This is a genomic window from Aliihoeflea sp., assembly GCF_052435475.1.
In the GTDB taxonomy this organism is placed as follows: Bacteria; Pseudomonadota; Alphaproteobacteria; order Rhizobiales; family Rhizobiaceae; genus Aliihoeflea.
In genome coordinates this window covers 54498-81214 of record NZ_JBQVMV010000006.1, presented here as the reverse complement: position 1 = coordinate 81214, position 26717 = coordinate 54498, and the positions used below count along the sequence as shown (strand labels likewise).

The following is a 26717-nucleotide window of genomic DNA, read 5'->3' as shown; positions in this document are numbered from 1 at the left end:
ATGACAAGAATGCGAAGCGCCGCGGCATTCTCAGTGCGCTGCTTCGCCGATGAAGCGCTCGCGGATTTTCCGCGACACCCAGTCGATGACGAAGATGCACACGAGCACGTTGAGCACGACGAATGCAACCTGGTCGAAGAGGTTCGCACGAAACCGCTCGATGATGATCATGCCGATGCCGCCCGCGCCAACGATGCCGAGCACGGTCGCGCTGCGGGTCGAGGATTCGAAGAAATAGAGCGATTGCGAGATGAAGACCGGGAGCACCTGCGGCAGGTAGCCGTAGCGCACGACCTTGAGCGGCGAGGCGCCGGTAGCGCGCACGCCCTCCACCTGCTTGCGGTCGATGTTCTCGATCGCCTCGGAATAGAGTTTCGACAAGGTGCCCATGTCGGAAACGAAGATGGCGAGGACGCCGGCGAGCGGACCAAGGCCGACGGCGCGCACGAAAACGAGACCCCAGACGAGTTGGTCGACGCCGCGCAAGACATCGAGGAAGCGGCGCACGAACTGCCGGAAGAAGGTCACCCGCATCGTGTTTCGGGCGGCGAGGAAGCCGATGCCGAGGGCGGCGACCGAACCGAGCAGCGTGCCGAGGAACGCCATGGCCAGCGTTTGCGCGATGCCGGTGTAGATGTTGGCGAACTGCCAGGTGGAAAAATCCTTCCAGACGAATAGCGCCGTGATCAGCCGCAGAGCGCGATCGGAGGCGTAGGCGAGCTTCCATACCTCGAAATACCACAACGAGCCGGTGACATAGGCAAGGATCACGAGCGTGATGGCCCAGCCGATGGCGCGACGGGCGGGCGAACCGAAGGCGCCGGGATGAGCCGCGCGGGCCTCGGCGACGAGACGCGCGTCGAAGGCGGACAGCGTGTGCGCGCTCATGCGAGATTCTCCCTGCCGATGAAGTGTGTGCGAAGGCGTTCCGAGAAGAGATCGATCAGCGTCACGGTCATCACGACGAGCAGCAGCACGGCGACGACCCGGTCGTCGGAATAAAGGCTGATGACGCGGTTGAGTTCGGAGCCAATGCCGCCGGCGCCGACGAAGCCGACAATGGAGGAGGCGCGTACGTTGATCTCGAAGCGCAGCAATGCGTAGGAAATGAAATTCGGCAGAACTTGCGGCAGGACACCGTAGCGCATCTCCTCGAACCAGTTGCCACCGACGCCGCGAATACCCTCGACGGGGCGCATCGAGGCGTTTTCGTTGACCTCGGAAAAGAGCTTGCCGAGCGCGCCTGCCGTGTGGATCGCGATGGCGATGACACCGGCGAGCGGGCCGACGCCAACGGCGAAGACCAGGATCAGCGCGATCAGGATTTCGGGAATGCCGCGGCAGATTTCGAGGAAGCGGCGGGCGACCCAGAAGACCGTGCGTGTCGGGGCGAGATTGCGGGCCGCGGGAAAGCTGAGGACCAGGGCCGCGGTCGCGCCGATGATCGTCGCGGTCAGCGCCATGAGGATCGTCTCGCCGATCAGGCGGACGTAAAGCCAGAAATCCGAATACCAGTAGGTGATGGAGCCGGGCACTGCGCGCCCGTCGTCGCCGCGCGGGAGGAAGAGCTTGTCGAGTTCGAGGTTCGGCATGATCGTGCCGAAATAGTCGAAGATGCGCGGCAGGCCCGAAGCGAGGCGTTCGGGGTAGAAGCGCGAGATGTAGATGGAGGCTGCGAGCACGGCGAGGAAGCCGGCAATGAAGACGAGGTTCATCGTGCGGCGCTGGCGGATGAGGTCGGCGCGATGGCGCTCGAAGGTGACGACGGCGGAGGTCATTGGGTGGGCTCCGGACTGCGGAGGCGTTTACGCTTTGTCGCGCCCCCCTCTGGCCTGCCGGCCATCTCCCCCGCATGGGGGGAGATTAGTCTCGTCGTCGACACCGCATGATCTCCCCCCTCGCGGGGGAGATGCCCGGCAGGGCAGAGGGGGGCGCGTTGCACGATCTTTTCCGGAGCAGGCCAGATCATCATCGCCTCACCCCGCCATCGCGCGGGCATTTGTCTGCGATTTCTTCAAGTCCGCTTCGGACAACCTCGCCTTGGCCGGCTCGCCGCCGAGCGTGGTGGAGGTCATGCCTTCGTGGAAGGCTTCCTCGGCTTCGGCGCCGTAGATTTCGCGGGCCATGCGCTGGGTGAGCTGGCCGGGATTGCCGTCGAAGACGACCCTGCCTTCGGCCAGACCGATGATGCGGTCGCAGTAGTTGCGGGCCGTGTCGAGGGTGTGGAGGTTGCAGATGACGGTGATGCCATCCTCGCGGTTGATGGTGCGCAGCGCGTCCATCACGACCTTGGCGTTGAGCGGGTCGAGCGAGGCGATCGGCTCGTCGGCCAGCACGATCTTCGGTTCCTGCACGAGCGCGCGGGCGATCGCCACGCGCTGCATCTGGCCGCCGGACAGCGTGTCGGCCTGCTGGAGCGCGGTATGCGCCATGCCGAGGCGGTCGAGCGCGCGGATGGCAAAGGCGCGCTCGGCGGCCGTGAAGTGCTGGAGGAGGCTCGCCACGAGGCCATGGTGATAGAGACGCCCCGTCAGGACGTTGGTGATGACGTCGAGGCGGCCGACGAGGTTGAACTGCTGGAACACCATGGCGCAGGTCGCGCGCCATTGGAGAAGTTCGCGGCCCTTCAGCGCCGTGATCTCGCGGCCGTCAAACTCGATCCGGCCCTCGCTCGGCTCGGCGAGGCGGTTGACCATGCGCAGGAGCGTCGACTTGCCGGCGCCCGAGCGGCCGATGATACCGACCATTTGCCCGTCGGGAATGGCGAGCGAGATGCCGTCGACCGCCTTGCGATCCTTGAAGGCTTTGGTGAGGCTGTCGATCTTCAGCATGGGTTGCTCCGGTCGGCGCGCGTTCGTTTCAAGCGAAAGAGGCCCGCACCTTGTGATGCGGACCTTTTGCGATCCTCGGGAGGATTAGCGGGAGCCTTCGAGCTCGCGCTGGCGCATGGCGACGACGCCTTCGAAGAAGGAATGGTCGACGCGCTTGAAGCCCTGGCCTTCGCCCTGGGAAACGTTGACGTAGCACTCGTAGTCGGTCTCGTGCAGCGTCTCCATCCAGTCGATGGCGATCTGCTTCGGCTCGTTGGCCAGCGATTTGCGCACGACCCACGGGCCGTTCGGGATGAGGTTCGATTTCCAGATGATCTTGAGGTCCGCCATGTCGAGGAGGTCCTTGTCGACCATGGAGCGCAGCGCGCCGCGCGAGAAGCCGTCGGCTTCCTCGCCGACACCCGACGTCCAGGTGACGCCGGCGTCGTACTGGCCGTTGAGGACGGCGACGACCGCCTGCTCGTGGCCGCCGCCGAAGCCGGTCGAGGAGAAGTAGCTGTCGATGTCGATCTCGGCGGCTTCCATCTCGGCCTTCGGCACGAGGTAGCCCGAAGTCGAGTTGGGGTCGGCGAAGGCGAGGGAACGGCCTTCCATCTGCTCGATGTTCTCGATGCCGGAATCCGACTTCGTGTACATCATGGCGTAGTAGCCATCCGAGCCGTCGTTCTCGAGCGCGACGAAGACCGGCTCGACGGCTTCGGGGTCCTGCAGGTAGATGCCGGCATAGCCCGACGCGCCGAGCGAGGCGGCGTCGAGCTGGCCCGAGACGAGGCCCTGCATGACGCCGGCATAGTCGGAAGCGGGGTAGAGTTCGACCGGCACGCCGAGCTTTTCGCCGAGCTGCTCGACCATGCACTCGTTCTTGCGCAGGCGGTCGGCTTCGTTCTCGCCGCCGAGGAGGCCGATGCGGAAGGCCGGCAGGTCGGATTTCCAGTCCTGAGCGAGAGCGGGGGTCGACAGGGCGGCAACGGCGATCGCCGCAGCGCAGGTGGTACGGGTCAAAAGAGCGAACATGCCAAAGCTCCAGGCTTGAGGTTCGAAGTGAATTCTGGACCGCGCGGACGGGACGTCACGATCGGTCGAGGGGAGCTTTAGGCAGGCAAAGCAACAGCGCGATTACGCTTTTCTGACGGTTCGATGACGTTGCACAGGTGCGGTCGCTAGGCGACCTGCCGTGGCGCGAATGCCGTCACGTCGATCAGCCGGTCGGCGACGGCGTCGCGCACGTCCGTATCGTGGAAGATGCCGAGCATCGCGACGCCCTGCCGCTTCTTCTGCGCGATCATGTCGATGACCACGGCACGGTTGGCGGCGTCGAGAGAGGCGGTCGGCTCGTCGAGGAGGAGCACCGGATGGTCGGTGATGAAGCCGCGCGCGATGTTGACGCGCTGCTGCTCGCCACCGGAAAAGGTCGCCGGCGGCAGGTGCCAGAGGCGCTCGGGCAAGTTGAGCCGGGCGAGGAGCGCGGCAGCCCTGTCGCGCGCTTCGTCGTTCGGCGTGCCGCGTGCGGTCAGCGGCTCGGCGACGACGTCGAGCGCCGCGACGCGCGGCACGACCCGCAGGAACTGGCTGACATAGCCGAGCGTGTCGCGCCGGACGGCGAGAATTTCGCGCGGGCTCGCACCGGCGAGGTCGACCGTGGCGCCCTGATGGGCGATGCGGATGGAGCCGGCGTCGATGGCGTAGTTGCCGTAGAGCATTTTCAGGATCGAGCTCTTGCCGACGCCCGAGGGCCCGGCGAGGACTGCACATTCGCCGGCCGCGAGGGTGAAGGAGACGTTCTCGACAACGGGCAGGCAGATGCCGCCGCGCAGGTGCATGGTGAAGGATTTGGCGAGGTTGGCGACGGCGAGGGGGATCATTTTCTGAGTCCTCCTATCCGAGGGGCGCGCGACGGGTCGCTGCCGTTCGAGATCGATATTCATCATCACACCTGCAAAATCGAGGAGACGAGGAGCTGCGTGTAGGGCGCGCGGGGGTCGTCGAGGACGCGGTCGGTGAGGCCATGTTCGATGACGCGGCCGTCCTTCATCACCATCATGCGGTGCGACAGGAGGCGCGCGACGGCGAGGTCGTGGGTGACGACGATGGCGGCAAGCCCCATGTCCGAAACGAGGCCGCGCAACAGATCGAGGAGGCGCGCCTGGACCGAGACGTCGAGGCCGCCGGTCGGCTCGTCCATGAAGATCAGCCGCGGGCGCGTGACGAGGTTGCGCGCGATCTGGAGGCGCTGGCGCATGCCGCCGGAAAACGCGCGGGGCTGGTCGTCGATGCGGTCCTCGGCGATCTCGACGCGGCCGAGCCAGTCGATGGCGGAGGCGCGGATGTTGCCGTAGTGGCGGTCGCCGACGGCCATCAGGCGCTCGCCCACATTGGCGCCGGCGGAGACCGACATGCGCAGCCCGTTGGCCGGGTTCTGGTGGACGAAGCCCCAGTCGGTACGCATCAGGAAGCGCCGTTCGGCCTCGCTCATGGCGAACACGTCGCGCCACGCGCCGTCGCGCATGCGGTAGGAGACGGTGCCGGCGGTCGGCTCGAGCCGGGTCGAGACGGTGTTGAGCATCGTCGTCTTGCCGGAGCCGGACTCGCCGACGACCGCGAGAACCTCGCCGGGCCACAGGTCGAAGGAAACGTCTGCGCAGCCGATGCGGGGGCCGTAGGATTTGGAGAGATGGGTGACGCGGAGGAGAGGTTCATCCATGGGTCGGGTCTCCCGCGAGTTCGCCGCGATGGCCTTCGCCCTGCCGGCTCTCGCAATGATCGGTATCCGAGCAGACGAACATGTGCCCGCCGCGGTCGTCGAGGATGACCTCGTCGAGATAGGCGCCTTCCGCTCCGCAAAGCGCGCAGGGCTTGTCGAAGGTTTGGACCGCGAAGGGGTGGTCGTCGAAGTCGAGGCTTGCGACCCGCGTGAATGGCGGCAGGGCGTAGATGCGCTTTTCGCGGCCGGCGCCGAAGAGCTGAAGCGCGGGCGACATGTGCATCTTGGGATTGTCGAATTTCGGCGTCGGCGAAGGGTCCATCACGTAGCGGCCCTCGACCTTGACGGGATAGGCGTAGGTCGTGGCGATGCGGCCGTGGGTGGCGATGTCCTCGTAGAGCTTGACGTGCATCAAGCCGTACTCCTCCAGCGCGTGCATCAGCCTCGTCTCGGTCTCGCGCGGTTCGAGAAAGCGCAGGGGCTCGGGGATCGGCACCTGGTAGACGAGGGTCTGGCCGGCCTTGAGCGGCTGTTCAGGGATGCGGTGGCGGGTCTGGATGATCGTCGCCTCGTCCGTGCGCGTCGTCACCGCCACATTGGCGACCTTCCGGAAAAAGGCGCGGATGGAGACGGCGTTGGTGGTGTCGTCGGCGCCCTGGTCGATGACCTTGAGCACGTCGTGCGGCCCGATGATCGCCGCCGTCAACTGCACGCCGCCGGTGCCCCAGCCATACGGCATCGGCATCTCGCGGCTGGCGAACGGCACCTGATAGCCGGGGATGGCGATCGCCTTCAGGATCGCGCGGCGGATCATGCGCTTGGTCTGCTCGTCCAGATAGGCGAAGTTGTAGCTCGGAAAAGAGCCCGTCGGCGCGTTCATTCGGCCGCCTCCTTGATGTCGGTCGCGTCCTTTTGTTCCGCGCGCATGCGGCGCACGAGGTCGAGTTCGGCCTGGAAGTCGACATAATGCGGCAGCTTCAGATGCTCGACGAAGCCGGTCGCCTGCACGTTGTCGGAATGTGAGATGACGAACTCCTCGTCTTGCGCAGGGGCGACGACGTCTTCGCCGAATTCAGCCGCGCGCAAGGCGCGGTCGCACAGCGCCATTGCCATGGCCTTGCGCTCCGACTGGCCGAAGACGAGGCCGTAGCCGCGGGTGAACTGGGGCGGCGCCTTGGCAGAGCCCTTGAACTGGTTGACCATCTGGCACTCGGTCAGCCGGACCCGGCCGAGCGGGGCGGGGAAGGGGAGTTCGGGCACGTCGAGTTCGATCTCCACCTCGCCGATGCGGATCTCGCCGACGAAGGGGTGGGAGCGCGCGTAGCCGCGCTGGGTCGAATAGGCGAGGGCGAGGAGGAAGCCTTCGTCGCCGCGCGAGAGCGCCTGAAGCCGGCCGTCGCGCGGCAGCGGAAACTCCATCGGCGTGCGGGTGATGTCGGTGACCTCGCCGTCGGCGGTTCCGTCCGGCTCGATCAGGCCGCCATGGCCGAGGAGATCGGTGACGCGCGGCGAAGCTTCGGGCACGGATTCGCGCCGCTCGGGCTCCGGCGGCTGGATGCCGTCGGCGAGCTCGGGTTCGAGCAGGCGGTGTGTGTAGTCGAAGGTCGGGCCCAGCACCTGCCCGCCGGGAAGGTCCTTGAAGGTGGCCGAGACGCGGCGCTCGATCTGCATGGCCCCGGTGTCGACGGGACGCGAATAGCCGAAGCGCGGCAGGGTCGTGCGGTAGGCGCGCACGAGGAAGATTGCCTCGATCATGTCGCCGCGCGCCTGCATCAACGCAAGGCCGGCAAGGTCGCGGTCGTAGAGCGCGCCCTCGGCCATGACGCGGTCGACGCCGAGCGCAAGTTGCTCGACGATCTGCGACACATGCAGCGCGGGTACGGCAGGATCGCCGCGGCGCCGGTCGGCGAGCAGGCGATGGGCGTTGCGGATGGCGGCCTCACCGCCCTTGACGGCAACATACATGGCTCACGCCTCCGCGGGTTCGAGGATGCGCGTCGTGCGCGGCAGGCAGGCAAGTTCGTGGCGTGCGGCGAAGACGAGGTCGACGCCGCGCGGGAAACGGGCACCGTTGTCGCGCCACTGCGACCGGAAGTCGGCGGGCAAGGCGGTCGGCGCGAGGCTCGAACGCCGTTCGATACCGGGGCCTTCGAGGGCGAGCGGTTCGCCGCCGTCCAGCGCGTCGACGATCAGGATCAGGGTGGTCGAACGGTCCGGATAGTCCTGGCTGCCCTGTGCGAAGGCATCGAGGTTCGGCACGGACAATGTGTCGGCGACGAATGCGAACTGGGCCTGCGCAGGGTCGTCGACGATGGTCGCGCCGGTCTGGTAGCGCAGCCAGGCGATGACGGCTTCGGTGGCGAGCGACGCGTCGAGCCAGATGGACGTGTCCTGGTCGCACAGTGTCAGCGCGAGCGCGCCGGCGGTCGGGGAGAGGGGCGCGGGCGGTGTCGCCGTTGCGTGGACGGGCTGGCGGGTTCCGGGCTCGGCCATCGCGTTCATCACGGCTCGGAACGTCGCCTGTGCGTCGAAGACCGGATCGGGAAAGCCGCCTTCGAGGGCGGCCATCTGAATATTCATCAGTCTTCCCCCCGGACCATGGTGAAAAAGTCGACCTTGGTGGCAGCGGTCTCTTCTGTCTTGCGCCGTTCGCCATCCGCCTCGGCGCGCGCGAGCGGTTCGAAGATTTTGGCGATGACGCAGTCGTGGAGCGACGGGTTCTGGAAGGCCGCGTCGATCAAGGCGGAGAGCCTTGCCTTGGAGGCGTCGCGGCCGAGCGCATAGGCGTGACCGACTTCGCCTGTCTCGAGCCGGATCGATGCGCGGGTGACCGTCGCCTCGCCCATGTTGAAGGCGTCGCCGCCACCGCCGATCCTGCCGCGCAGGGTGACGAGGCCGGTTTCGGGCTTGCGCATCTCCCGGTGTGGGGGGAGCGGACCGAATGCCGTGAGCGCATGTTCGATCTGCGCGCGGGGTGTGCGGGCCAGAACGCCCATCAGGCGCTGCCGTTCGCTCTGGTCGGGGGCGGTGGGTGGCAAGACGATATCTCCACTTGTCCGGTTTTCTATACAACCGTATGATGAGGTCAATTACGGGCGTTTCGTGACGGCCCGATGACAGGAGGCGCATTCGATGGACGGCACGATCCGGCGGGCGGGCGGCGTGGCCCTGTGGCGGCAGGCGGCCGACCGGCTGCGCGACATGATCGACGGCGGGGAGTTTGCGCAGACGCAGCGGCTGCCGTCCGAGGCCGAACTCGCGCTCCGCTTCGGGATCAACCGCCACACGTTGCGGGCGGCGATTGCCGGCCTGGTGCGCGAGGGGCTGTTGCGCAGCGAGCAGGGTCGGGGAACTTTCGTCGCCGCGCAGGACCGGCTGTCCTATCCGATCGGGCAGCGTACGCGCTTTTCCGAAGGGCTGGACGGGCAGGCGAGCGACCTGAAGACGCTCGTTCTCGACGAGACGCGCGAAGCGGCCGGCCAGAAGCTGGCTGTTTCGCTTGGCGTCGCGCTAGGGGTCGAACTCGTGCGGCTCGACACGATCGGCTTTGCCGATCAGGTTCCGGTCTCGGTCGCCACGCACTGGTTCGAGGCTGCGCGCGTTCCCGACATCGGCGCGCTGCTGCGTGCGACGGGGTCGATCTCGAAATCGCTGGCGGCGGTCGGGATGGGCGACTATGTCCGCGCGTCGACACGGATCACCGCGCGGCGAGCATCGGCGCGCGATGGGGAGGCGCTGCGGCTGGCCGAAGGGGCGCCGGTGCTGATGGTCGAGGCGGTGAACGCGCATGGCGGGCGCCCGATCCAGGTTTCGCGCAGCCGTTTCGCCGCCGACCGGATCGAATTGACCGTTGGAAGGTAGCCGTCGCTTATGCGGATCGGCCGATTATTTCATTGAGCGCGGGTGCCCTGCGGCGCATCTCTAGGCCCGAATCGAACAGGACGGGTGTGATGGTTGTCGTCGTACAGAACATCGAGCGGGCGCAGGCCGGCGTCATCGAGCGGCTGGCCGCGTGCGGCGTCGCCACAGTGCATGAGGCGCAGGGGCGGACGGGGCTTCTCGCCAGCCACAGCGGCCGATCTATCGCGGCGCGCGGATCGCGGGGAGCGCGGTGACGATTTCGGCGCCGCCTGGCGACAACTGGATGATCCACGTGGCTATCGAGCAGTTGCAGGCCGGCGACATTTTGCTTCTTGCCCCGACGAGCCCCTGCGAGGACGGCTATTTCGGCGATCTTCTCGCCACCTCGGCGATGGCGCGGGGCTGCAAGGGGCTCGTGATCGATGCCGGCGTGCGCGACGTGGCGGACCTGACGCAGATGCAGTTCCCGGTCTGGTCGAAGGCGATCTTCGCGCAAGGAACGGTCAAGGAAACGCTCGGCTCGGTCAACGTGCCTGTCGTCTGCGCCGGTGCGCTGGTCCATCCGGGCGACGTGATTGTTGCGGATGATGACGGGGTCTGCGTCGTCAGGCGCGAGATTGCCGCCGAGATCGCCGACAAGGCTGAGGCGCGGGTTGCAGCGGAGGACGAGAAGCGCACGCGCATGGCCGCCGGCGAACTCGGCCTCGACATCTACAAGATGCGCGAGCGGCTGGCCGCCAAGGGTCTCAAATACATCTGACATCCCGCGCGCGCCGCTGGCGCATGTCTTCGATGACGCGGCGGCAAATATTTTGCATAGGGCCGGCCTATTTGTGGTGATCAACGATCGGGCGTACTCATTCGCTGCCTAATTGATGAGCGAGGAACCCCATCATGAACATGCCCTTCAAGGCCAACAAGATTCTCGGCAGCGCAATTGCAGCCGCACTCCTTTCCACCGCAACCGTCCACGCCGCAGACGTCGAGATCCGCCTCGGCCACGTGCTTGCCGAAAGCCATAGCTGGCACCAGGCCGCGCTCGGCTTTGCCGAACAGGTCGCCGCCGAGACCGACGGACGCGTCGAAGTGCGCGTCTTCCCGTCCGGCCAGCTCGGCACCGAAACCGAAGTGATCGAAGGCCTGCAGTTCGGCTCGGTCCAGGCCGCCATCATCGGCAGCGGATCGTTCCAGTCGATCGAGCCCAAGCTCGGTATCATCGAGATGCCCTATGCCTGGTCGTCGCGCGAAGTTGCGTTCGAAGCGCTCGACGGCGCGTTCGGCGACCAGCTTGCCGCGCTTCTCGCCGACAAGGGCATCGTCAACCTCGCCTGGTGGGAAAACGGCTATCGCAACATCACTAACAATCGCGGCCCAGTCGAAACGCCGGAAGACCTCGCCGGTCTCAAGATCCGGGTGACGCCCGATCCGATCCGCCTCGCGACGTTCCAGAGTTTCGGTGCCGAGCCCGCGCCACTCGCCTTCGGCGAGCTTTACTCCGCGCTCCAGCAGGGCGTGTTCGATGCCCAGGAGAACCCGGTCTCGATCATTCTCGGCTCGTCCTTCTATGAAGTGCAGGACTATCTGTCCCTGTCCGAGCATGTGTGGGGCGCAGCTTCGCTCGTCATCTCGCAGTCGGTCTGGGACAAGATTTCAGCGGAAGACCAGCCGATCGTGAAGGCGGCTGCCGAAGCCTGGCGCGACAAGCAGCGCGAGATGGTCGGCTCGGCCAACGCCGAAGTCATCGCCGAGCTCGAGGAAAAGGGCATGGAAGTCAACGAGGTCGACAAGGCCGCCTTCATCGAAGCCGCGCAGCCGATCTGGGACGCGCAGGCCGAGACGTTCGGTCCCGAGCTGATGTCGGCCATCGAGGCCTACCGCCAGTGAGCGAGCTCGTCTGCGAGGTCATCGAACTGGACGGGATCGAACCCGTCCAGCTCTTCGATTTCCAGCAAAAGGTGCTGTTCTCGCCGAAAGAACGCGGCGAAGGCTTCATCAAGTTCGCGGTCACGACAGGAAAGCGCGGCGCAAAAAGCGTTGCGCATTCCCATCCCCGCGACGAGGTCACGCTGACGCTGAAGGGCGAGGCGATCCTCAGGGCGAACGGCAAGGAATATCACCTGCGCGAAGGCTCGGCCGTGCGGCTGCCGCCGGGTCTCGACCACACGGTCGAGGTGGTCTCGGACGAGTGGGTGGTGGTTGCCGCCTATTGCGACGAGTGCTCGCTGTGCCGCGCCGACATCAAGATACCTCCAACCGCCAGGACGGAACGCGAGAATGGTGGAAAAGTCTGAAACCAAATCGGGGGTCTCGCGCGCTGTCGGAATGCTCGACAGCGCGGCGCTGATTGCCGGGTCGGTGGGCGTCGTCGCCTTTACCGTCATCGTCATCTATGTGGTCGGCGCGCGATACGTGCTTGGGCAGACGCCGTTCTGGGCCGAGGAACTGCCCCGGCTGCTGCTGATCTGGGTGACGTTCATCGGCGCGATCGCCGCCTTTGCGCGGGGCACCCATTTCGAGGCCGGCATCCTGCCGCTGATCGTGAAAAGCGAGAGCGTGCAGCGGATCGCACGGCTGGTCGCGGCGCTCGCCTCGGTCGCGTTCCTCGTCATCCTCGCCAAGACCGGCTTCGACATCACCAAGCACACCTGGGGCAACATGACGACGGCGCTGCGTTGGCCGGTGGGGCTGACCTATCTCGCGCTGCCGATCTGCTGCTCCCTTTCCGCGCTCGCCGTTCTCGGCCGCATCCTGGCCAAGGATTGACGACATGACATTCGAACTCGTTCTCCTTCTCGGCGTCTTCGTGGCGCTCGTCCTGATCGACGCGCCCATCGCGGTCGCGCTCGGGCTCGCCTCGGTCGTCTACATCCTCGTCGCAGACCTCGCGCCGATGATCGTCGTTGCGCAGCGCGCCGTGGCGGGCATCGACTCGTTCACGCTGCTTGCGATCCCACTCTTCCTTCTCGCCGGGCTCCTGATGGTCCATGGCGGTCTGGCGCCGCGCATCGTGCGGCTCTGCTCGGCGATCGTCGGGCGCACGACCGGCGGCCTTGCCATCGTCATGGTGGCGGCGTGCATGCTGTTCGGCTCGCTGTCGGGTTCGGGCGTCGCCGATGTTGTCGCCATCGGCACGATGATGCTGCCGGCGATGAAGGCGCGCGGCTATGACGAGGGATTCTCCGCCTCGCTGCTCGGCACCGCGGGCTCGCTGGGAACGGTCATCCCGCCTTCGATCGTTCTGATCGTCTACGGCACGGCCACCAACTCCTCGATCGGGCAGCTCTTCATCGCCTCGATCATACCGGGCATCATGCTGGGCGCCGGGCTGATGGTCGTGGCCTATTTTATTTCGCGCAAGAATGGCTGGAAAGGCGGAGAGGCTTTTTCCTGGCCGGAATTCTGGAGCGCGTTGCGTGGCTCGTTCCTTGCATTGTTGGCGCCGATCATCATCGTCGGCGGCATTCGCGGCGGGTTCTTCACCCCGACCGAGGCGGCGGGCATCGGTGTCCTTTATGCCATCATCGTCGGCGGCCTGATCTATCGCGAGCTGACTTTCCCGCTGATCGGCAGCCTCCTGCGCCAGACGACGGAGATGACGGGGGCGATCCTGATCGTCATCGCCAGTGCCTCGATCTTCGGCTGGATTCTTGCGGCCGAAGAGGTGCCGCAGATCGCCGTCGACGCGATCTCGGGCTTCACGGACAGCGCAACGATCGCGCTTCTCCTGATGATGGCGGTGGTGTTGGTGCTCGGCACCTTCATGGAATCGATCGCGATCATTCTCGTCCTGGCGCCGGTCTTCCTGCCGATCCTGCGGCTCTATGGCATCGACCCCGTCTATTTCGGCATCCTCCTGACGATCAATCTGGCCATCGGCGCCAACACGCCGCCGCTCGGCATCGATCTGATGGCAGCCTGTCGGGTTGGCGGCATCCCGATGTCGCGCGCCTTCGGATATTTGATGCCGTTCCTCGGCGTGATGATCGCCGTGCTGGTCTTCCTGGTGTTCGTGCCATGGATCGTGACGGACCTGCCGCATTTGATCTTCTGACGGCCAAGCCGTTTCCAAACCCAAGCTTTTCAAGAGGATGAAGATGACCTTCACGCCTGATGCCCGGATGTCGCTCGAACGCTTCTGGACCACCATCGAACGTTCCGCCGAAATCGGCGTCGGCCGACCGGGCGGGCTGGCGCGGCTGACATTGTCGGATGCCGACCGCCAGATGCGCGACCAGTTCGTCGCCTGGTGCGACGAGGCGGGGCTCAACGTCACGATCGACGAGGTCGGCTCGATCTTCGCGCGACGCGAGGGGACGGACCCGACGGCGGACCCGATCCTCATCGGCAGCCACCTCGACACGCAGGTCAATGGCGGTCGCTATGACGGCATCGCCGGCGTCCTCGCCGGGCTCGAACTGTGCCGCACGCTCGACGATCTCGGCCATTTGACGCGCCGGCCGATCGAGATCGTCAATTGGACGAATGAGGAAGGCTGCCGCTATTCGCCGCCTATGGTTGCTTCGGGCTGTTTCGTCGGGGCCTATGCGCCCGACTGGGTTCGCGACCGGATCGGCGATGATGGCTCGCGCTTCGGCGACGAACTGGAGAAGATCGGCTATCGCGGCGATGCGACTTGCGGTCCGCGCCCGGTCGACGCCTATTTCGAGCTGCATATCGAGCAGGGGCCGATCCTCGATGCCGAGGGCTATGAGGTCGGCGTCGTCACGAACGGGTTTCCGAGCCATGGAATGCTCGCGCGCTTTTCAGGCGAGACGGCGCATACGGGCCCCTGGCCGATGGAGCTTCGTCGCAACGCGCTCGCAGCGGGCGCGCGCTGGCTGGTCGCGGTCGATGATCTCGGCATGGAGTTCGCCGGGACCGGGGGCAAGGCGACTGCGGCGCGGCTTGCTGCATGGCCGAACAAGCCGGGCATCCTGTCCGACACGGCCGACGCCGTCTGCGACGTGCGCCATGAGAATCCGGCGACGGCGAAGGTGATGGCCGAGCGCATGCGCCGCTCGCTCCACGAGGCTGCGGCGCGCAATGGTTGCGGCGTCGAAATCCTCGACGAGTGGCTATGGGGTGGCGACATCTTCGATGCCGGTCTTGTCGGCTCCGTGCGGGACCATGCCGACCGGCTCGGCTATCGCTGGCGCGACATCGCCAGCCAGGCCGGGCACGACGCCTACTTCATGGCCCGCCACTGCCCGACCGCGATGGTTTTCACGCCCTGCCGGGGCGGCATCACCCACAATAATGGCGAGCATTGCGAACCGTCCGATTTCCGCGCGGGTCTTGACGTGCTTCTCCATGCCGTCGTTGAACGGGCGGACAGGAACTGAGGAGACAGGCATGCAGATGATCGGCGAACACGAGCTTGCGGAACGGCTCGGCTGGCCCGAACTGATCGGCGCGATCGAAACCGAACTCAAGGCGGGACGCGTGACGTCGCCGGAGCGCTCGAACATCGCGATCCCAATGCCCGGTGGCGGGACGTCGAACCTTCTCGTCATGCCGGCTTGGGTCGAAGGCGAATCGCTCGGCGTCAAGCTCGTCACGTTCTTTCCCGAGAACGGGGAGAAGGGCCTGTCGACGATCAATGCCAGCTATGCGCTGTTCTCCGGTGCGGATGGCCGTCTGCAGGCCGTCATCGAGGGTGACGAACTGACGGCGCGGCGCACGGCCGCCGCTTCAGCGCTCGCCGCGCGTTTTCTCGCGAGGCAAGATGCCAAGCGGCTTCTGGTCGTCGGCACCGGGCAGCTTTCCGCCAAGGTCGCTGCTGCTCATGCGAGCGTGCGCTCCTATGAGCGGATCGAAATCTACGGGCGCAGCGCCGCGAAGGCCGAAGCCGTCGTCGCAGCGCTTGCGAGTGAGGGCGTCGCTGTGCACGTCGCACGTGACCTCGATGCGGCCGTGGCCGCCGCCGACGTGATTTCGTCGGTGACGAGTTCGACCGCGCCCCTGATCCGCGGGGCGTATGTGAAGCCGGGAACCCATGTCGACCTGATCGGCGCGTTCAAGGACGACATGCGCGAGAGCGATGACGCGCTGGTGACGAAGGCGAGCCTCTTCGTCGATTTCCGGCCCGGTGCGATGAAGGCCGGCGACCTCGCGCAGCCGCTCGCGGCGGGGCTGATTTCGGAAGCCGACATCAGGGCTGACCTTGGAGAACTTGCGACCGGAAAACATTCCGGCCGGGCGTCGGACGACGAGATCACCTTCTTCAAGTCGGCCGGGTTTTCCCTGCTCGATCTCGCCGCGGCGCGGCTCGCCGTCGGTCAGGGCTGAGCGAGCGCCAGCAATTCGTCGACGATGCCGAGATAGACGCGCTCGACCGGGCGCAGTTCGACATTGGGATTGGTCACCATGTAGACGTCGGCGCCGATCATGCCCTCCAGCGTCGGGAGGGCGTGGATCGTGCCGGCGGCGACGTCCTGCTCGACGGCGGCGACCGGCAGGACGCCGATGCCTAGGCCCGACATGATCATGCGGCGCACTTCCTCAAGGTTCGAGCTGGAGCCGACGACGCGCTGGCCAAGTCCGGAGCCGCTGCGCAGCATCGCCATCGGCTCGAAGCCGCCGCCATCGGTCGCGCAGGTGAAGGCGACGAAAGACTCCTGCTGCAGCGACGCGACCGAGACGTCGCCGGCACCGAAAAGCGGGTGTTCGCGACCGCAGAATATGGCGAATTCCTCACGGCACAGGAGCCGGCAATCGAGGCCGACGACCGGTTTCATCAACAGGCAAACACCGATTGGCAGCACTTCCTGCGCGACCTGACGGACGATGTCGCTGCTGTTGGCGACATCGATGCGCCAAGTCACAGATGGATGCCGTTCATGGGCGAGACGGATGGATTCGTCGACGAGGGCCGACTGGAGGTGGCTGACGATCGAAAGCCTCAGAAGGCCGATGGTGACGTCCTCGTCGGCGGCGATCTGGTCGCTCAGCCGCGTGACGCTCTGGAAGATTTCGGCGCAATGCTTGGCGACGAGTTCCCCATTCGTGGTCAAGAGGAAATTGCGGCTGTTGCGCTCGACAAGCTGGACGCCCAGCGTTTCCTCCAGCCGCTGGAGCGACTGGGAGACGGATGGCTGGCGAAGGGCGAGGCGCTGCGCGGCCCGCGTGATGCTCTTTTCCTCGGCGATGACGTGAAACGTCCGCAGAAGATTCCAGTTCATGCTGGCGACCAGCGTGGGGAGTTCGTTCATGCCTGCCTCCGGAATGGAGGCCCATTAGCATGAATACCGCCGTATGCGACAGCAAGGCGCACGAAACGGGAAAGCCACCAGGCGGTGCTCGACGGCCGGGTGGCTTTCGGATTGCAATGGACCTGGCAGTCAGGCCCTGAGGCTTGCGCCGGCCGATCCCGTCTGCGGCCGACCGCCGGTCATCGGCGGCGCGCCGGCTGCGATTTCGCACAGCTCGACATGCCGCGTGAGGGCTTCGGTGGAGAGCATGGCGCTGACGGTGGTGATGTCGCGCTTCGTATGCGGCGGCATCTGTTGCAGCGTCTTCAGCCGTTCGAGGAGTTGCAGTCGGGTCATGCTCTTCTCTCCTGTCCTTCGAGGCGTGGTATTCGGTCGACGGCCGTCAGGCCGCCTTCTTCTTCTTTTTCACCGCGTCGAACGGGATCTCGACATCGACGGCGAGGGTCGACATCTGCAGACCGCGTTCCATGGTGACGTTCACCTTGTCGCTGTCGATCTGCATGTGCTTGGCGATGACGGCGAGGATTTCGTCGCGGAGCACGGTGACGAGCTCCGAATCGCCCGCCGATGCGCGTTCATGGGCGAGCAGGACCTGCAGCCGCTCGCGGGCGGCCGGTGCGGAAGTGGGCTTGGAAAAGAATCGGAAAATGCTCATGCCGCCTTCCTTCCGAAGAACTTGCCGAAGAAGCCGCGCTTTTCGCCCGGAACGGTGACGGGGATCGTCTCGCCGTTCAGCCGGCGCGCGGCATCGAAATAGGCCAGTGCCGGGGCGCTGCGATCGTCCGAGAGCGTGACCGGCGCGCCGACGTTCGACGCGCGCAGCACGTCCATGCTCTCGGGGATGATGCCGAGCAGCGGGATCGACAGGATTTCGAGCACGTCGTCGACCTTGAGCATGTCGCCGCGCTCGGCGCGTGCCGGGTCGTAGCGGGTCAGGAGCAGGTGCTTTTCCATCTGCTCGCCGCGCTCGGCCTTGACCGTCTTGGAATCGAGCAGGCCGATGATGCGGTCCGAATCGCGCACCGACGACACTTCAGGATTTGTGACGACGATGGCGATGTCGGCATGGCGCATGGCGAGGGTCGCCCCGCGCTCGATACCGGCCGGGCTGTCGCAGATGACCCAATCAAAATTCTTGCGCAACGCGGTGATGACCTTCTCGACGCCCTCGGGCGTCAGATTGTCCTTGTCGCGCGTCTGCGAGGCGGGAAGCAGATAGAGCGTCTGCAGCCGCTTGTCGCGGATCAGCGCCTGCGTCAGCTTCGCGTCGCCCTGGATGACGTTGACCAGATCGTAGACGACGCGCCGTTCGGCACCCATCACCAGATCCAGATTGCGCAGGCCGACGTCGAAATCGACGACCACCACCTTGGCGCCGCCCTGCGCCAGCGCCGCGCCGAGAGCTGCGGTCGACGTGGTCTTGCCGACGCCTCCCTTGCCCGATGTCACCACGATTACCTTGCCCATTGACCTCTCCTGTTCCATCGCCTCAGCCCAGTGTTCCCGCCACGATCTTGTCCCCTTCAAGCCAGATCTGTACGGCACGTCCGCGCAGGCCCGGCTCCATGTCTTCCGCCGTCTTGTAGAAACCGTCGATGGCGATCAGCTCGGCTTCGAGCTTGCGGCAGAAGATGCGCGCCGTCGCGTTGCCCATCGTCCCGGCCATCGCCCGGCCGCGCAGTGTGCCGTAGACGTGGATCGATCCACCGGCGACGATCTCCGCCCCCGATGCGACGGAGCCGACGATCGTCACGTCGCCTTCCGGAAAGATGACCGATTGGCCCGAGCGCACCGGCTGGGTGACCATCAGCGACGGGGCCCCCCTGACCTCATGCGCAGTCTGATCGATTGCCGGCGCGTCTGCTTCGTCCGCGGCCGGCGTCTTGTCGGCCGGTGCCGCCGGCGCCTCGATATCGGCGGCCGCACGTCCATCGGTGAGAGCGGGCGGCAGGGCCGAATCAAGCCAAGACGGTCGGGCGCCCTCGATGCCCATGATCCGCACGTTGCGTGTCGCCAGCATCTCGACCATTTCGCGCAGTTGCGCGCGGTCGATGGCAAGGCCGTTGACGTCGAGGACGATGGGGCGGCGAAGGAAGAAACCCGCCGAGCGCGCGGCCAGATCGTCGAGACGGACCACCCAATCCTCGAAGGGAAGTTCGGGGGTCAGTACCAGCGCAAGAAAGGAGCGACCCTTGAGGCGGATCGGCCGGGCTTGGGTTAACACGTTGGTCATCTTGGTTAATTTTCGGTTGTTTCGGTGTAGGCAAGAATGGTTAACAACTGGTTAATTTCATGGCCGCGCGGGGCGCGGACCTCAGTGTTCCAGACCATTCTTCGCTTCGAAGCTGGTGCGAGGCATGCGTGCCGGAGCGCGGTGCCGCAAGCGCGTCCACGCGCCGAACCGGGGCTCTCCGGTCGAACCAATTGGGCGTGAACGTCAGGAAGCGACGACGGCCAGCTCGCCCGGTGCGTGACCCATGGATCGGCGACGCGCGAAAACGGCGCCGACGCCGATGATGACCGGGCTGGCGAGATCCGTCTGCCGCATCGTCGTCGCCAGGTCTTCGAGGCTCGTCAGGCGCAGGGTTTGTTCCGGCCGGGAGATGCAGGTGGCGATTGCGACGGGGGTCGAGAGCGGCAGTCCCCCGTCCTTCAGGCGCGAGGCGATCTCGCCAGCCGTGCGACCGCCCATGTAGAAGATGGTGGTCGCGGCCGGGTCGGCGACCGCCTTCCAGTCGATGTCCTCGGGAAGCGCACCGCTACGCGAATGGCCGGTGACGAAGCGCACCGAGCGTGCGCAGTCGCGATGCGTGAGCGAGACGCCGAGGGCCGACGCCATGGCGAGCGCAGACGTGATGCCCGGCACGATTTCGACTGCGATGCCTTCCGCATCGAGGCGGGCGATCTCCTCGCCGGCGCGGCCGAAGATCATCGGGTCGCCCGATTTCAGCCGCACCACATGCTTGCCTGCCTTCGCCAGCTTCACCATCAGATCGTTGATGTCCTCCTGGCGGCAGCTTTCGCGCCCGCCGCGCTTGCCGACCAGCATGCGCTTCGCCTCGCGCCGTGCCAGCTCCAGAACGTCGTCGGAGACGAGGTCGTCGAACAGGATCACGTCTGCCGCCTGAAGCGCGCGCACGGACTTGAGGGTCAGGAGTTCGGCATCGCCGGGGCCGGCGCCGACGAGCGTCACGCGGCCGGTCGCAGTCGTGCCTTTCGCGACGCGATCGATGCTGGATGCGAGGTCCTGCGCGTCGCTCGATGTCGGGGCGGGGCCGAAGGCGCGGTCGACGAAGCGCTCCCAGAAACGGCGGCGCTCTGCACCCGGTTCGAGCTTTGCAATGACTGCTTGGCGCAAGCCGCCGGCCAGCGCCGCCCAAGCACCGAGCGAGGCCGGAAGCAGCGTCTCGATGCGGCGACGGACGGCTTGCCCGAGGATCGGCGCTGCGCCGGCGGTGGAAATGCCGACGACGACGGGTGAGCGGTTGACGATGGTGCCGAACTGGAACTGGCAGAATTCGGGTTGGTCGATGACGTTGGCCGGCACGCCGGCTGCCCGCGCGGCACAGACGAATGCCTGCGCTTCGCTTGGATGCGCAGTGTCGAGGACGGCGAGTGCTGCACCCTGAATCACGTCTATCGACCAGTGTCGGTCGTGATGCAGGATCGACCCTTGTGCGATCAGGTCGCGGCAGAGATCGGAGAGCTCTTCCGCCGGTGCATAGAGATGGACGCTTGCACCGGCTGCGGACAGAAGCTCGGCCTTCCATGCGGCGGCTTCCGACCCGCCGGCGACGAGTGTGCGCTTGCCGTGCAGCGAAAGGAAGACCGGCAGGATGGACAGCGCTCCGATCCGTGCGGGCTTGCGTTCACTCGGTCGCCTGGAGACGTCCTGCATCGAGAATTCCCCTGATTTCGGAGCGGCACGAGCCGCAATTCGTTCCGGCCTTGATGGCCTGCCCGATCGCATCGACGCTGGCGCAGCCCGACGCCGCCGCATCGACGATCTGGTTGAAGCCGACATTGAAGCAGGAACAGACGATGCGCCCGACGCTGGGTATCGCGACGGCGGAGCGGCCCGACAGGAGCGCGCGCCGTGCATCGGCAGGCAGTGGCGTGCCGTCGGCAAACAGCCCCAGCAGCCAGTCGCGTTGCGGGGAGGCGCCGACGAACAGCAGGTCGATGAGGATGCCCGCGGCGTCGAGCGCGGCGGCCCGATATTGCGCGCTCTTGCGGTCGCGATAATCGGTGATGGCATTGCGCGGGACGGAATCGAGCAGGCGCTGGCAGAGCAGGATGCCCTGAGCGGCGGGCTCCGGACCTGTCAGTTCGTAGAGCCAGCCACCGGCAACAGCACGCCGGCTCCAGTGGACGAAGCCGGTCGGACGGAGGTCACGGCGCGTGATCAGAAAGCCTGCCCAGCCCATCGCTTCTCGCGTGATGGCGATCGGCACATGCTTGAGTTCAGGCTGGCCTGAAAGGGCGTCCGTCCTGGGGTTCGACACCGGGCCGGCAGCGGCATTGGCGGCGAAATGGCCGCTCCAGTGCATCGGCATGAAGGCCTCGCCGCAACGCTGGTCGGGCGTAATCCGGGCGCGGGCACGCGCGTTGCCGAACGGGCTTTCGATGCACACCATGTCGCCGTCGGCGATGCCGGACGCCTGCGCATCTTGCAGGTGGATATCGACCATCGGCTCCGGCGCATGCGCCATCAGGCGCGGCACCGCGCCGGTGCGGGTCATGGTGTGCCACTGGTCGCGCAGGCGGCCGGTGTTGAGCACCAGCGGATGCGCAGCGGAAACAGGCAGTGCCGGGCTTTCCTGCCGCACGGCGACGAAGCGCGCGCGGCCGTCTTGCGTCGGAAAATGTCCGTCGCCAAGCAGGCGTCCGTCGCTCGGCTTGTCGCCGGCGCGCATCGGCCATGTCACCGGCTGCATGGAATCGTAGTCCTGATCCGACATGTCGGCCATGCCGCCGAGATCGAACAGCCGCGCGCCCTCGTTCTCGAACGCCGACAGCGCGGCATGCTCGCGAAAGATCGCAGCCGGTGTCTCATAGGCGAAGGCGTCGCTGAGGCCCATGCGCCGCGCCACCTGCGAGACGATCCACCAGTCGGGCCGGCTGGCGCCGGGCAACCGCATGAAGCTGCGTTGGCGCGAGATGCGGCGTTCCGAATTGGTGACCGTACCGTCCTTTTCGCCCCATGCCGCGGCTGGCAAAATCACGTCGGCAAACCGTGTCGTGTCGGTGCGCGCAACGTCGGAAACGACGACGAAGTCGCAGGCTTTCAGGCCGGCCCGCACGCGTGCGGCATCGGGCATCGAGACCGCGGGATTGGTGCCCATAATCCAAATCGCCTTGATCTTTCCCGCCGCGACGGCGTCGAACATGTCGACCGCCTTGAGGCCGGGTCTGGTCGCCATCCGCGAGGCGTTCCAGAACCGCGCGACGTGGTCGACCGCGCCCGCATCCTCGAACGCCATATGGGCGGCGAGCTGGTTGGCCAGCCCGCCAACCTCGCGCCCGCCCATTGCATTGGGCTGGCCCGTTACCGAGAACGGTCCGGCACCGGGTTTGCCGGTGCGGCCTGTCGCCAGATGGCAGTTCAGGATCGCATTGACCTTGTCTGTGCCGTGCGCGGACTGGTTGACGCCCTGGCTGTAGACGGTGACCGTGCGTTCGGTCGCCGCGAAAAGGTCGAAGAATGTGCGCAGATCGCCTTCATCCACATCGCAGCCGAGGGCGACCCTGGCGATGCTCGATGCATCCGCTTGGGCGAGCGCCAATGCGGCATCGAAGCCGTTTGTGTGAGCGGCGATATAGGCGCCGTCGAGCGAATTTGCACGCGCGAGATGTGCCAGCAAACCGTTGAAAAGAAGCACGTCCGTGCCGGGCTTCACCGCCAGATGCAGGTCGGCATCGGCGGCCGTCGCGGTGCGGCGTGGATCGATCAGCACGATCTTCGTACCGCGCTCGCGGCGGGCAGCGAGCAGGCGCTGGAACAGGATCGGGTGGCACCATGCCGTGTTGGAGCCGACCAGAACGACGAGGTCGGCCTCCTCGAAATCCGCATAGATCCCCGGAACGATGTCCTCGCCGAAAGCGCGACGGTGGCCGACGACGGATGACGCCATGCAGAGGCGCGAATTGGTGTCGATATTGCCCGAGCCGATGAAGCCCTTCATCAGCTTGTTGGCGACGTAATAGTCCTCGGTGAGTAACTGGCCGGAGACGTAGAACGCGACGGAATCGGGGCCATGCTTGGCGATGGTGTCGGTAAAGCGCTGCGCGACATGGTCGAGTGCCGCGTCCCAGCCGACCGGGCGGCCGTTCATCTCCGGCTCCAGAAGCCGGGCATCGAGGCCGAGCGTTTCGCCGAGCGCGGAGCCCTTGGAACAGAGCCTGCCGAAATTCGCCGGATGCTCGGGATCACCCCTTACGTATGTCGTGCCGTCCGACGCCGTTTCGGCGATCACGCCGCAGCCCACCCCGCAATAGGGACAGGTCGTTTTGACCGTCGTCATTCGGCGGCCTGGAGCTGCGTGTCGAGCGCGATCAGAAGCGCGCCGTTTTCGACCCGAACGGGGATCGTGCGGACCGAGCCTGCATCGGCGCCCAGTGCGTTTCCGGTTTCGAGCGAGATGACCCAATTGTGCAGCGGACAGGTGACCGCCGCGCCATGCACGATGCCCTGGCTCAACGGCCCGCCCTTGTGCGGGCAGTGGTCGTCGATGGCATAGAATTGGTCGTCCGCAGTGCGGAAGACCGCGATCTTGCCCTGCGGCGTCGCCACGCAGCGCGCTCCACGGCGGGGAATGTCGCCGATCGAGCCGATTGTCGTCCAGGTCATCATGTCACTCCGCCGCCTGCGCATAACCGACCGTCGCCATGGGACGAAACTCGTGCTTGTCCTTGCCCGAGACGCGCTCCTCCCACGGATCGACCTGCGCGAATTTCTGGGAGAAGACGAAGCGCTCGTAATAGGCTTGCCGCTTGTCGGCATCGTCCATGATCTGGCGACGGATCTCGGCCACCCCAATGCGCTTTGCCCACTTGTAGATGCGTTCGAGATAGCGCCCCTGCTCGCGATACATCTGCGTCAGGGCGACGATGTGGACGAGCGCGTCGTCCTCGGTCTTCACCTGGCCGAGGATTTCGGTGCCTTTGATGTCGAGCCCGGCGGCACCTGCGAAATGGATTTCGAAGCCGGAATCGACGCAGATCACGCCGATGTCCTTGCACGTCGCCTCGGCGCAGTTTCGCGGACATCCGGACACGCCCATCTTGAGCTTTGCCGGCGTCCACGAGCCCCACATGAACTTTTCGATGCGGATGCCGAGGCCGGTCGAATCCTGCGTTCCGAACCGGCACCAGTCGGTGCCGACGCAGGTTTTCACCGTGCGCAGGCCCTTGGCATAGGCATGGCCCGAGACGAAGCCGGCCTGACCCAGATCGGCCCAGACGGCGGGCAAATCCTCCTTGGCGATGCCAAGCATGTCGATACGCTGCCCGCCGGTCACCTTCACCGCCGGGATACTGAACTTGTCGACCGCGTCGGCGATGGCGCGCAGTTCCTTCGACGACGTCATGCCGCCCCACATGCGCGGCACGACGGAATAGGTGCCGTCCTTCTGGATGTTGGCGTGGGCACGCTCGTTGATGAAGCGCGACTGGTAGTCGTCGGCGTAGTCGGCCGGCCAGTCGCAGACGAGGTAGTAGTTCAGCGCCGGCCGGCATTTGGCGCAGCCGCACGAGGTCTTCCACTCCAGTTCCTGCATGACGGCGGGGATCGTCTTGAGGCCCTTGGCGACGATCAGGCGGCGCACATCATCATGGCCGAGATCGGTGCAGCCGCACATTGGCGTAATGGCGGCGGGGTTGTAGGCGTCGCCCAGCGTCAGCACCATCAGCTTTTCGACCAGCCCGGTGCAGGTGCCGCACGAGGCGGATGCCTTGGTGTGGGCGCGCACGCCATCGAGCGTGGTCAGGGATTTCGACGTGATCGTGCTGGTGATCTGGCCCTTGCAGATGCCGTTGCAGCCGCAGATCTCGGCATCATCCGAGAGCGCCGCAACGGCTGCCAGAGGGTCCGCGGAGGGGCCTCCCTGGAAGGATTGGCCGAAGATCAGCGTGTCGCGCATCTGCGAGATGTCGGTCTGCTTCTTCTGCAGGTCGGCGAACCAGCCGCCATCGGCTGTATCACCGAAAAGCACCGTGCCGATGATGCGGTCGTCGCGCAGGATGACGCGCTTGTAGACGCCCGCCGAGGCGTCTCGCAGGACGATCTCCTCGCGATCGTCGCCATCGGCGAAGTCGCCGACGGAATAAAGGTCGATGCCGGTCACCTTGAGCTTGGTCGGCGTTTCGGAATGGACGAAACGGTCGTCGCTGGCGCCGGCAAGACCGGCCGCGGCTATCCGCGCCATCTGATAGAGCGGCGCGACGAGGCCGTAGACATTGCCGCCGACCTCGGCGCATTCGCCGAGCGCGAAAATGTCCGGGTCCGACGTCAGCATCTTGTCATCGGTCACGATGCCTCGCCCGACATCCAGTCCGGCATCCTTCGCCAGCGCCGTGTTGGGACGGATGCCGACCGCCATGACGACGAGCGTCGCCGGAATGATCGTGCCGTCGGCCAGTTCCACGCCTTCGACCTTGCGGTCGCCGATGATCGCCTTGGTGTTCGCCCTGGTCAGCACTTCGATGCCGCGCGCTTCCACCGCCTTTTGCAGGAGATACCCGGCGGCCGGATCGAGCTGGCGTTCCATCAGCGTCGGCATGACATGGAGTACGGTTACGTCCATGCCGCGCGCCTTGAGGCCGGCGGCGGCTTCGAGGCCGAGCAGGCCGCCGCCGATGACGACGGCCTTGTCGCGCGATTGCGCGGCAAGCATCATCGCGTGGACGTCGTCGAGATCGCGATAGGTGAGGACGCCGGGCAGATCCTTGCCGGGCACCGGGATGATGAAGGGCACCGAGCCGGTGGCGATGACGAGCTTGTCGTAGCTCTCGGTGACCCCGTGATCGGAGGTCACGGTCTTGGCTGCACGGTCGATCGCGACGATGCGGTGGCCTTTGTAGAGCGTCACGCCATTGTCGATGTACCAGCCATCGCCATGGATGACGATGTCGTCATAGCTCTTCTCGCCGGAAAGGACCGGGGAGAGCATGATGCGGTCGTAATTGACGCGTGGCTCGGCATTGAAGATCGTCACTTCGTAGGCGCCGGGTGCCGTATCGAACAGGTTTTCCAGCATTCGGCCGGGCGCCATGCCATTGCCGATGACGACGAGTTTCTGTGTCATGGGAAATCCTATTCCGCGGCTTCGACGAAGCGGTGGCGTTCGTAGAGGAACTTCAACACCGCCTCGCGGCATTTGAGGTAGGTGCGGTCGCTCGCAAGGCCGATCCGCGCACGCGGGCGCTCCAGCGGCACGTCGAGCACTTCGCCGATAGTTGCGGCGGGGCCGTTGGTCATCATGACGATGCGGTCGGACAGAAGCACCGCCTCGTCCACGTCATGCGTGATCATGATGACGGTGTTGCCGAGCCGTGCGTGGATCTCCATCATCTGGTCCTGCAGATGCGCGCGGGTGAGGGCATCGAGTGCGCCGAACGGTTCGTCCAGAAGCAGGATCTTGGGCTCCATCGACAGCGCTCGCGCAATGCCGACGCGCTGCTTCATGCCGCCCGAAATCTCGGACGGGCGCTTGTCGGCTGCATGGGCCATCTGGACGAGGTTCAGATTGTCCATGATCCATTCGTGGCGTTGGGCTTTCGATTTCTTGCCCGCGAAGACCTTGGAGACGGCCAGATTGACGTTCTCGTAGACGCTCAGCCACGGCAGCAGCGAATGGTTCTGGAACACCACTGCACGGTCCGGGCCGGGCGCATTCACTTCCTGGTTTTCCAGGAGGACCGCGCCGGTGGTCACCGGCGTCAGGCCGGCGACGAGGTTGAGCAAGGTCGACTTGCCGCAGCCCGAGTGGCCGATGATCGAGACGAACTCGCCTTTTTCAATGGTCAGGCGGATGTCGCGCAGCACTTCGGTCGACTGCGCGCCGCGGGTGAAACTCTTGCCAATATAGTCGAGCTTGAGATAGGCGGACATGG

The 26717-nt window shown here is 65.9% G+C and carries 27 protein-coding genes and 1 pseudogene; 8 read left to right on the top strand and 20 right to left on the bottom strand.

Going from position 1 to position 26717, the window contains the following annotated elements; all coding sequences use genetic code 11:
• Positions 1–30 precede the first annotated feature (30 nt).
• The 10 genes from phnE (ACT6QU_RS09530) to phnG form a co-directional block, all read right to left on the bottom strand.
• Positions 31–888 (bottom strand): phosphonate ABC transporter, permease protein PhnE, encoded by an 858-nt coding sequence (phnE, locus tag ACT6QU_RS09530; protein ID WP_444563617.1) that lies wholly within the window; start codon positions 886–888, stop codon positions 31–33.
• Positions 885–1778, bottom strand: a complete 894-nt coding sequence (gene phnE / locus ACT6QU_RS09525; RefSeq protein ID WP_444563618.1) for a phosphonate ABC transporter, permease protein PhnE — start codon at positions 1776–1778, stop codon at positions 885–887. The genes phnE (ACT6QU_RS09530) and phnE (ACT6QU_RS09525) overlap by 4 nt, the downstream gene beginning before the upstream one ends.
• A gap of 198 nt (positions 1779–1976) precedes the next feature.
• The gene (gene phnC, locus ACT6QU_RS09520) at positions 1977–2831 is read right to left on the bottom strand and encodes a phosphonate ABC transporter ATP-binding protein (RefSeq protein ID WP_444563619.1); all 855 of its coding nucleotides are present in this window, start codon (positions 2829–2831) and stop codon (positions 1977–1979) included.
• An 84-nt stretch (positions 2832–2915) separates the two neighbouring features.
• Positions 2916–3845, bottom strand: a complete 930-nt coding sequence (gene phnD / locus ACT6QU_RS09515) for a phosphonate ABC transporter substrate-binding protein (protein WP_444563620.1) — start codon at positions 3843–3845, stop codon at positions 2916–2918.
• A 146-nt stretch (positions 3846–3991) separates the two neighbouring features.
• Positions 3992–4693 (bottom strand): phosphonate C-P lyase system protein PhnL, encoded by a 702-nt coding sequence (gene phnL, locus ACT6QU_RS09510; RefSeq protein WP_444563621.1) that lies wholly within the window; start codon positions 4691–4693, stop codon positions 3992–3994.
• 65 nt (positions 4694–4758) lie between these two features.
• Positions 4759–5532 carry a phosphonate C-P lyase system protein PhnK gene (gene phnK / locus ACT6QU_RS09505; RefSeq protein ID WP_444563622.1) on the bottom strand — a complete coding sequence of 258 codons (774 nt, stop codon included), beginning with the start codon at positions 5530–5532 and terminating at the stop codon, positions 4759–4761.
• Positions 5525–6412, bottom strand: a complete 888-nt coding sequence (locus ACT6QU_RS09500; protein ID WP_444563623.1) for an alpha-D-ribose 1-methylphosphonate 5-phosphate C-P-lyase PhnJ — start codon at positions 6410–6412, stop codon at positions 5525–5527. Before ACT6QU_RS09500 ends, phnK begins: the two co-directional genes overlap by 8 nt.
• Positions 6409–7497 carry a carbon-phosphorus lyase complex subunit PhnI gene (locus ACT6QU_RS09495; RefSeq protein WP_444563624.1) on the bottom strand — a complete coding sequence of 363 codons (1089 nt, stop codon included), beginning with the start codon at positions 7495–7497 and terminating at the stop codon, positions 6409–6411. Before ACT6QU_RS09495 ends, ACT6QU_RS09500 begins: the two co-directional genes overlap by 4 nt.
• A 3-nt stretch (positions 7498–7500) precedes the next feature.
• Positions 7501–8112: a phosphonate C-P lyase system protein PhnH gene (gene phnH / locus ACT6QU_RS09490; protein WP_444563625.1), complete on the bottom strand. Its 612-nt coding sequence runs from the start codon at positions 8110–8112 to the stop codon at positions 7501–7503.
• Entirely contained in the window at positions 8112–8528 is a 417-nt protein-coding gene (gene phnG / locus ACT6QU_RS09485) for a phosphonate C-P lyase system protein PhnG (RefSeq protein WP_444563691.1), read from the bottom strand. Before phnG ends, phnH begins: the two co-directional genes overlap by 1 nt.
• 136 nt (positions 8529–8664) lie before the next feature.
• Here phnG and phnF point away from each other — a divergent pair, with 136 nt between their 5' ends.
• The 8 genes and pseudogenes from phnF (at position 8665) to ACT6QU_RS09445 (ending at position 15681) form a co-directional block, all read left to right on the top strand.
• Complete coding sequence (phnF, locus tag ACT6QU_RS09480; RefSeq protein ID WP_444563626.1) at positions 8665–9393, top strand: phosphonate metabolism transcriptional regulator PhnF; 729 nt, start codon at positions 8665–8667, stop codon at positions 9391–9393.
• 89 nt (positions 9394–9482) lie between these two features.
• A pseudogene (locus tag ACT6QU_RS09475) lies at positions 9483–10153 on the top strand (4-carboxy-4-hydroxy-2-oxoadipate aldolase/oxaloacetate decarboxylase).
• A gap of 134 nt (positions 10154–10287) precedes the next feature.
• Positions 10288–11277, top strand: a complete 990-nt coding sequence (locus ACT6QU_RS09470; protein WP_444563627.1) for a TRAP transporter substrate-binding protein — start codon at positions 10288–10290, stop codon at positions 11275–11277.
• The gene (locus tag ACT6QU_RS09465; RefSeq protein ID WP_444563628.1) at positions 11274–11684 is read left to right on the top strand and encodes a cupin domain-containing protein; all 411 of its coding nucleotides are present in this window, start codon (positions 11274–11276) and stop codon (positions 11682–11684) included. Before ACT6QU_RS09470 ends, ACT6QU_RS09465 begins: the two co-directional genes overlap by 4 nt.
• A complete protein-coding gene (locus ACT6QU_RS09460; protein ID WP_444563629.1) occupies positions 11668–12156 on the top strand; it encodes a TRAP transporter small permease in 489 nt (162 codons plus the stop codon). The genes ACT6QU_RS09465 and ACT6QU_RS09460 overlap by 17 nt, the downstream gene beginning before the upstream one ends.
• Before the next feature lie 4 nt (positions 12157–12160).
• Entirely contained in the window at positions 12161–13444 is a 1284-nt protein-coding gene (locus ACT6QU_RS09455) for a TRAP transporter large permease (protein ID WP_444563630.1), read from the top strand.
• A gap of 43 nt (positions 13445–13487) precedes the next feature.
• Positions 13488–14735 carry a Zn-dependent hydrolase gene (locus tag ACT6QU_RS09450; RefSeq protein ID WP_444563631.1) on the top strand — a complete coding sequence of 416 codons (1248 nt, stop codon included), beginning with the start codon at positions 13488–13490 and terminating at the stop codon, positions 14733–14735.
• A 10-nt stretch (positions 14736–14745) separates the two neighbouring features.
• Complete coding sequence (locus tag ACT6QU_RS09445) at positions 14746–15681, top strand: ornithine cyclodeaminase family protein (protein ID WP_444563632.1); 936 nt, start codon at positions 14746–14748, stop codon at positions 15679–15681.
• Here the strand turns inward: ACT6QU_RS09445 and ACT6QU_RS09440 are convergent.
• The 10 genes from ACT6QU_RS09440 to ACT6QU_RS09395 all read right to left on the bottom strand — a co-directional run bounded on the left by ACT6QU_RS09440 (position 15672) and on the right by ACT6QU_RS09395 (position 26715).
• Complete coding sequence (locus ACT6QU_RS09440; RefSeq protein WP_444563633.1) at positions 15672–16604, bottom strand: LysR family transcriptional regulator; 933 nt, start codon at positions 16602–16604, stop codon at positions 15672–15674. The two genes, ACT6QU_RS09445 and ACT6QU_RS09440, sit on opposite strands and share 10 nt — an antisense overlap.
• Before the next feature lie 129 nt (positions 16605–16733).
• On the bottom strand, positions 16734–16940 hold the full coding sequence (locus ACT6QU_RS09435; protein ID WP_444563634.1) for a hypothetical protein: 207 nt from the start codon (positions 16938–16940) through the stop codon (positions 16734–16736).
• A gap of 46 nt (positions 16941–16986) precedes the next feature.
• The gene (minE, locus tag ACT6QU_RS09430) at positions 16987–17259 is read right to left on the bottom strand and encodes a cell division topological specificity factor MinE (protein WP_024587139.1); all 273 of its coding nucleotides are present in this window, start codon (positions 17257–17259) and stop codon (positions 16987–16989) included.
• On the bottom strand, positions 17256–18071 hold the full coding sequence (gene minD / locus ACT6QU_RS09425; protein WP_024587138.1) for a septum site-determining protein MinD: 816 nt from the start codon (positions 18069–18071) through the stop codon (positions 17256–17258). Before minD ends, minE begins: the two co-directional genes overlap by 4 nt.
• 22 nt (positions 18072–18093) lie before the next feature.
• Positions 18094–18837 carry a septum site-determining protein MinC gene (gene minC / locus ACT6QU_RS09420; protein ID WP_444563635.1) on the bottom strand — a complete coding sequence of 248 codons (744 nt, stop codon included), beginning with the start codon at positions 18835–18837 and terminating at the stop codon, positions 18094–18096.
• A gap of 204 nt (positions 18838–19041) precedes the next feature.
• Positions 19042–20502: a siroheme synthase CysG gene (gene cysG / locus ACT6QU_RS09415; protein WP_444563636.1), complete on the bottom strand. Its 1461-nt coding sequence runs from the start codon at positions 20500–20502 to the stop codon at positions 19042–19044.
• Positions 20474–23128: a nitrate reductase gene (locus tag ACT6QU_RS09410; RefSeq protein WP_444563637.1), complete on the bottom strand. Its 2655-nt coding sequence runs from the start codon at positions 23126–23128 to the stop codon at positions 20474–20476. Before ACT6QU_RS09410 ends, cysG begins: the two co-directional genes overlap by 29 nt.
• A complete protein-coding gene (gene nirD, locus ACT6QU_RS09405) occupies positions 23125–23454 on the bottom strand; it encodes a nitrite reductase small subunit NirD (protein ID WP_444563638.1) in 330 nt (109 codons plus the stop codon). Before nirD ends, ACT6QU_RS09410 begins: the two co-directional genes overlap by 4 nt.
• A 4-nt stretch (positions 23455–23458) precedes the next feature.
• Positions 23459–25909 carry a nitrite reductase large subunit NirB gene (gene nirB / locus ACT6QU_RS09400; protein ID WP_444563639.1) on the bottom strand — a complete coding sequence of 817 codons (2451 nt, stop codon included), beginning with the start codon at positions 25907–25909 and terminating at the stop codon, positions 23459–23461.
• Positions 25910–25917: 8 nt separating this feature from the next.
• The gene (locus ACT6QU_RS09395) at positions 25918–26715 is read right to left on the bottom strand and encodes an ABC transporter ATP-binding protein (RefSeq protein WP_444563640.1); all 798 of its coding nucleotides are present in this window, start codon (positions 26713–26715) and stop codon (positions 25918–25920) included.
• Positions 26716–26717: the final 2 nt, after the last annotated feature.

Coding starts and splice junctions, on each gene's coding strand:
- minD (WP_024587138.1), bottom strand. CDS start 18,071: ATGGGCAAGGTAATCGTGGTGACATCGGGCAAGGGAGGCGTCGGCAAG.
- ACT6QU_RS09445 (WP_444563632.1), top strand. CDS start 14,746: ATGCAGATGATCGGCGAACACGAGCTTGCGGAACGGCTCGGCTGGCCC.
- ACT6QU_RS09450 (WP_444563631.1), top strand. CDS start 13,488: ATGACCTTCACGCCTGATGCCCGGATGTCGCTCGAACGCTTCTGGACC.
- nirD (WP_444563638.1), bottom strand. CDS start 23,454: ATGACCTGGACGACAATCGGCTCGATCGGCGACATTCCCCGCCGTGGA.
- ACT6QU_RS09455 (WP_444563630.1), top strand. CDS start 12,161: ATGACATTCGAACTCGTTCTCCTTCTCGGCGTCTTCGTGGCGCTCGTC.
- phnD (WP_444563620.1), bottom strand. CDS start 3,845: ATGTTCGCTCTTTTGACCCGTACCACCTGCGCTGCGGCGATCGCCGTT.
- phnK (WP_444563622.1), bottom strand. CDS start 5,532: ATGGATGAACCTCTCCTCCGCGTCACCCATCTCTCCAAATCCTACGGC.
- phnG (WP_444563691.1), bottom strand. CDS start 8,528: ATGGGCGTTCTGGCCCGCACACCCCGCGCGCAGATCGAACATGCGCTC.
- phnL (WP_444563621.1), bottom strand. CDS start 4,693: ATGATCCCCCTCGCCGTCGCCAACCTCGCCAAATCCTTCACCATGCAC.
- minE (WP_024587139.1), bottom strand. CDS start 17,259: ATGAGCATTTTCCGATTCTTTTCCAAGCCCACTTCCGCACCGGCCGCC.
- phnF (WP_444563626.1), top strand. CDS start 8,665: ATGGACGGCACGATCCGGCGGGCGGGCGGCGTGGCCCTGTGGCGGCAG.
- phnC (WP_444563619.1), bottom strand. CDS start 2,831: ATGCTGAAGATCGACAGCCTCACCAAAGCCTTCAAGGATCGCAAGGCG.
- phnE (WP_444563618.1), bottom strand. CDS start 1,778: ATGACCTCCGCCGTCGTCACCTTCGAGCGCCATCGCGCCGACCTCATC.
- ACT6QU_RS09440 (WP_444563633.1), bottom strand. CDS start 16,604: ATGAACGAACTCCCCACGCTGGTCGCCAGCATGAACTGGAATCTTCTG.
- phnH (WP_444563625.1), bottom strand. CDS start 8,112: ATGAATATTCAGATGGCCGCCCTCGAAGGCGGCTTTCCCGATCCGGTC.
- phnE (WP_444563617.1), bottom strand. CDS start 888: ATGAGCGCGCACACGCTGTCCGCCTTCGACGCGCGTCTCGTCGCCGAG.
- ACT6QU_RS09435 (WP_444563634.1), bottom strand. CDS start 16,940: ATGACCCGACTGCAACTCCTCGAACGGCTGAAGACGCTGCAACAGATG.
- ACT6QU_RS09460 (WP_444563629.1), top strand. CDS start 11,668: ATGGTGGAAAAGTCTGAAACCAAATCGGGGGTCTCGCGCGCTGTCGGA.
- ACT6QU_RS09495 (WP_444563624.1), bottom strand. CDS start 7,497: ATGTATGTTGCCGTCAAGGGCGGTGAGGCCGCCATCCGCAACGCCCAT.
- ACT6QU_RS09395 (WP_444563640.1), bottom strand. CDS start 26,715: ATGTCCGCCTATCTCAAGCTCGACTATATTGGCAAGAGTTTCACCCGC.
- minC (WP_444563635.1), bottom strand. CDS start 18,837: ATGACCAACGTGTTAACCCAAGCCCGGCCGATCCGCCTCAAGGGTCGC.
- ACT6QU_RS09500 (WP_444563623.1), bottom strand. CDS start 6,412: ATGAACGCGCCGACGGGCTCTTTTCCGAGCTACAACTTCGCCTATCTG.
- nirB (WP_444563639.1), bottom strand. CDS start 25,909: ATGACACAGAAACTCGTCGTCATCGGCAATGGCATGGCGCCCGGCCGA.
- cysG (WP_444563636.1), bottom strand. CDS start 20,502: ATGCAGGACGTCTCCAGGCGACCGAGTGAACGCAAGCCCGCACGGATC.
- ACT6QU_RS09410 (WP_444563637.1), bottom strand. CDS start 23,128: ATGACGACGGTCAAAACGACCTGTCCCTATTGCGGGGTGGGCTGCGGC.
- ACT6QU_RS09470 (WP_444563627.1), top strand. CDS start 10,288: ATGAACATGCCCTTCAAGGCCAACAAGATTCTCGGCAGCGCAATTGCA.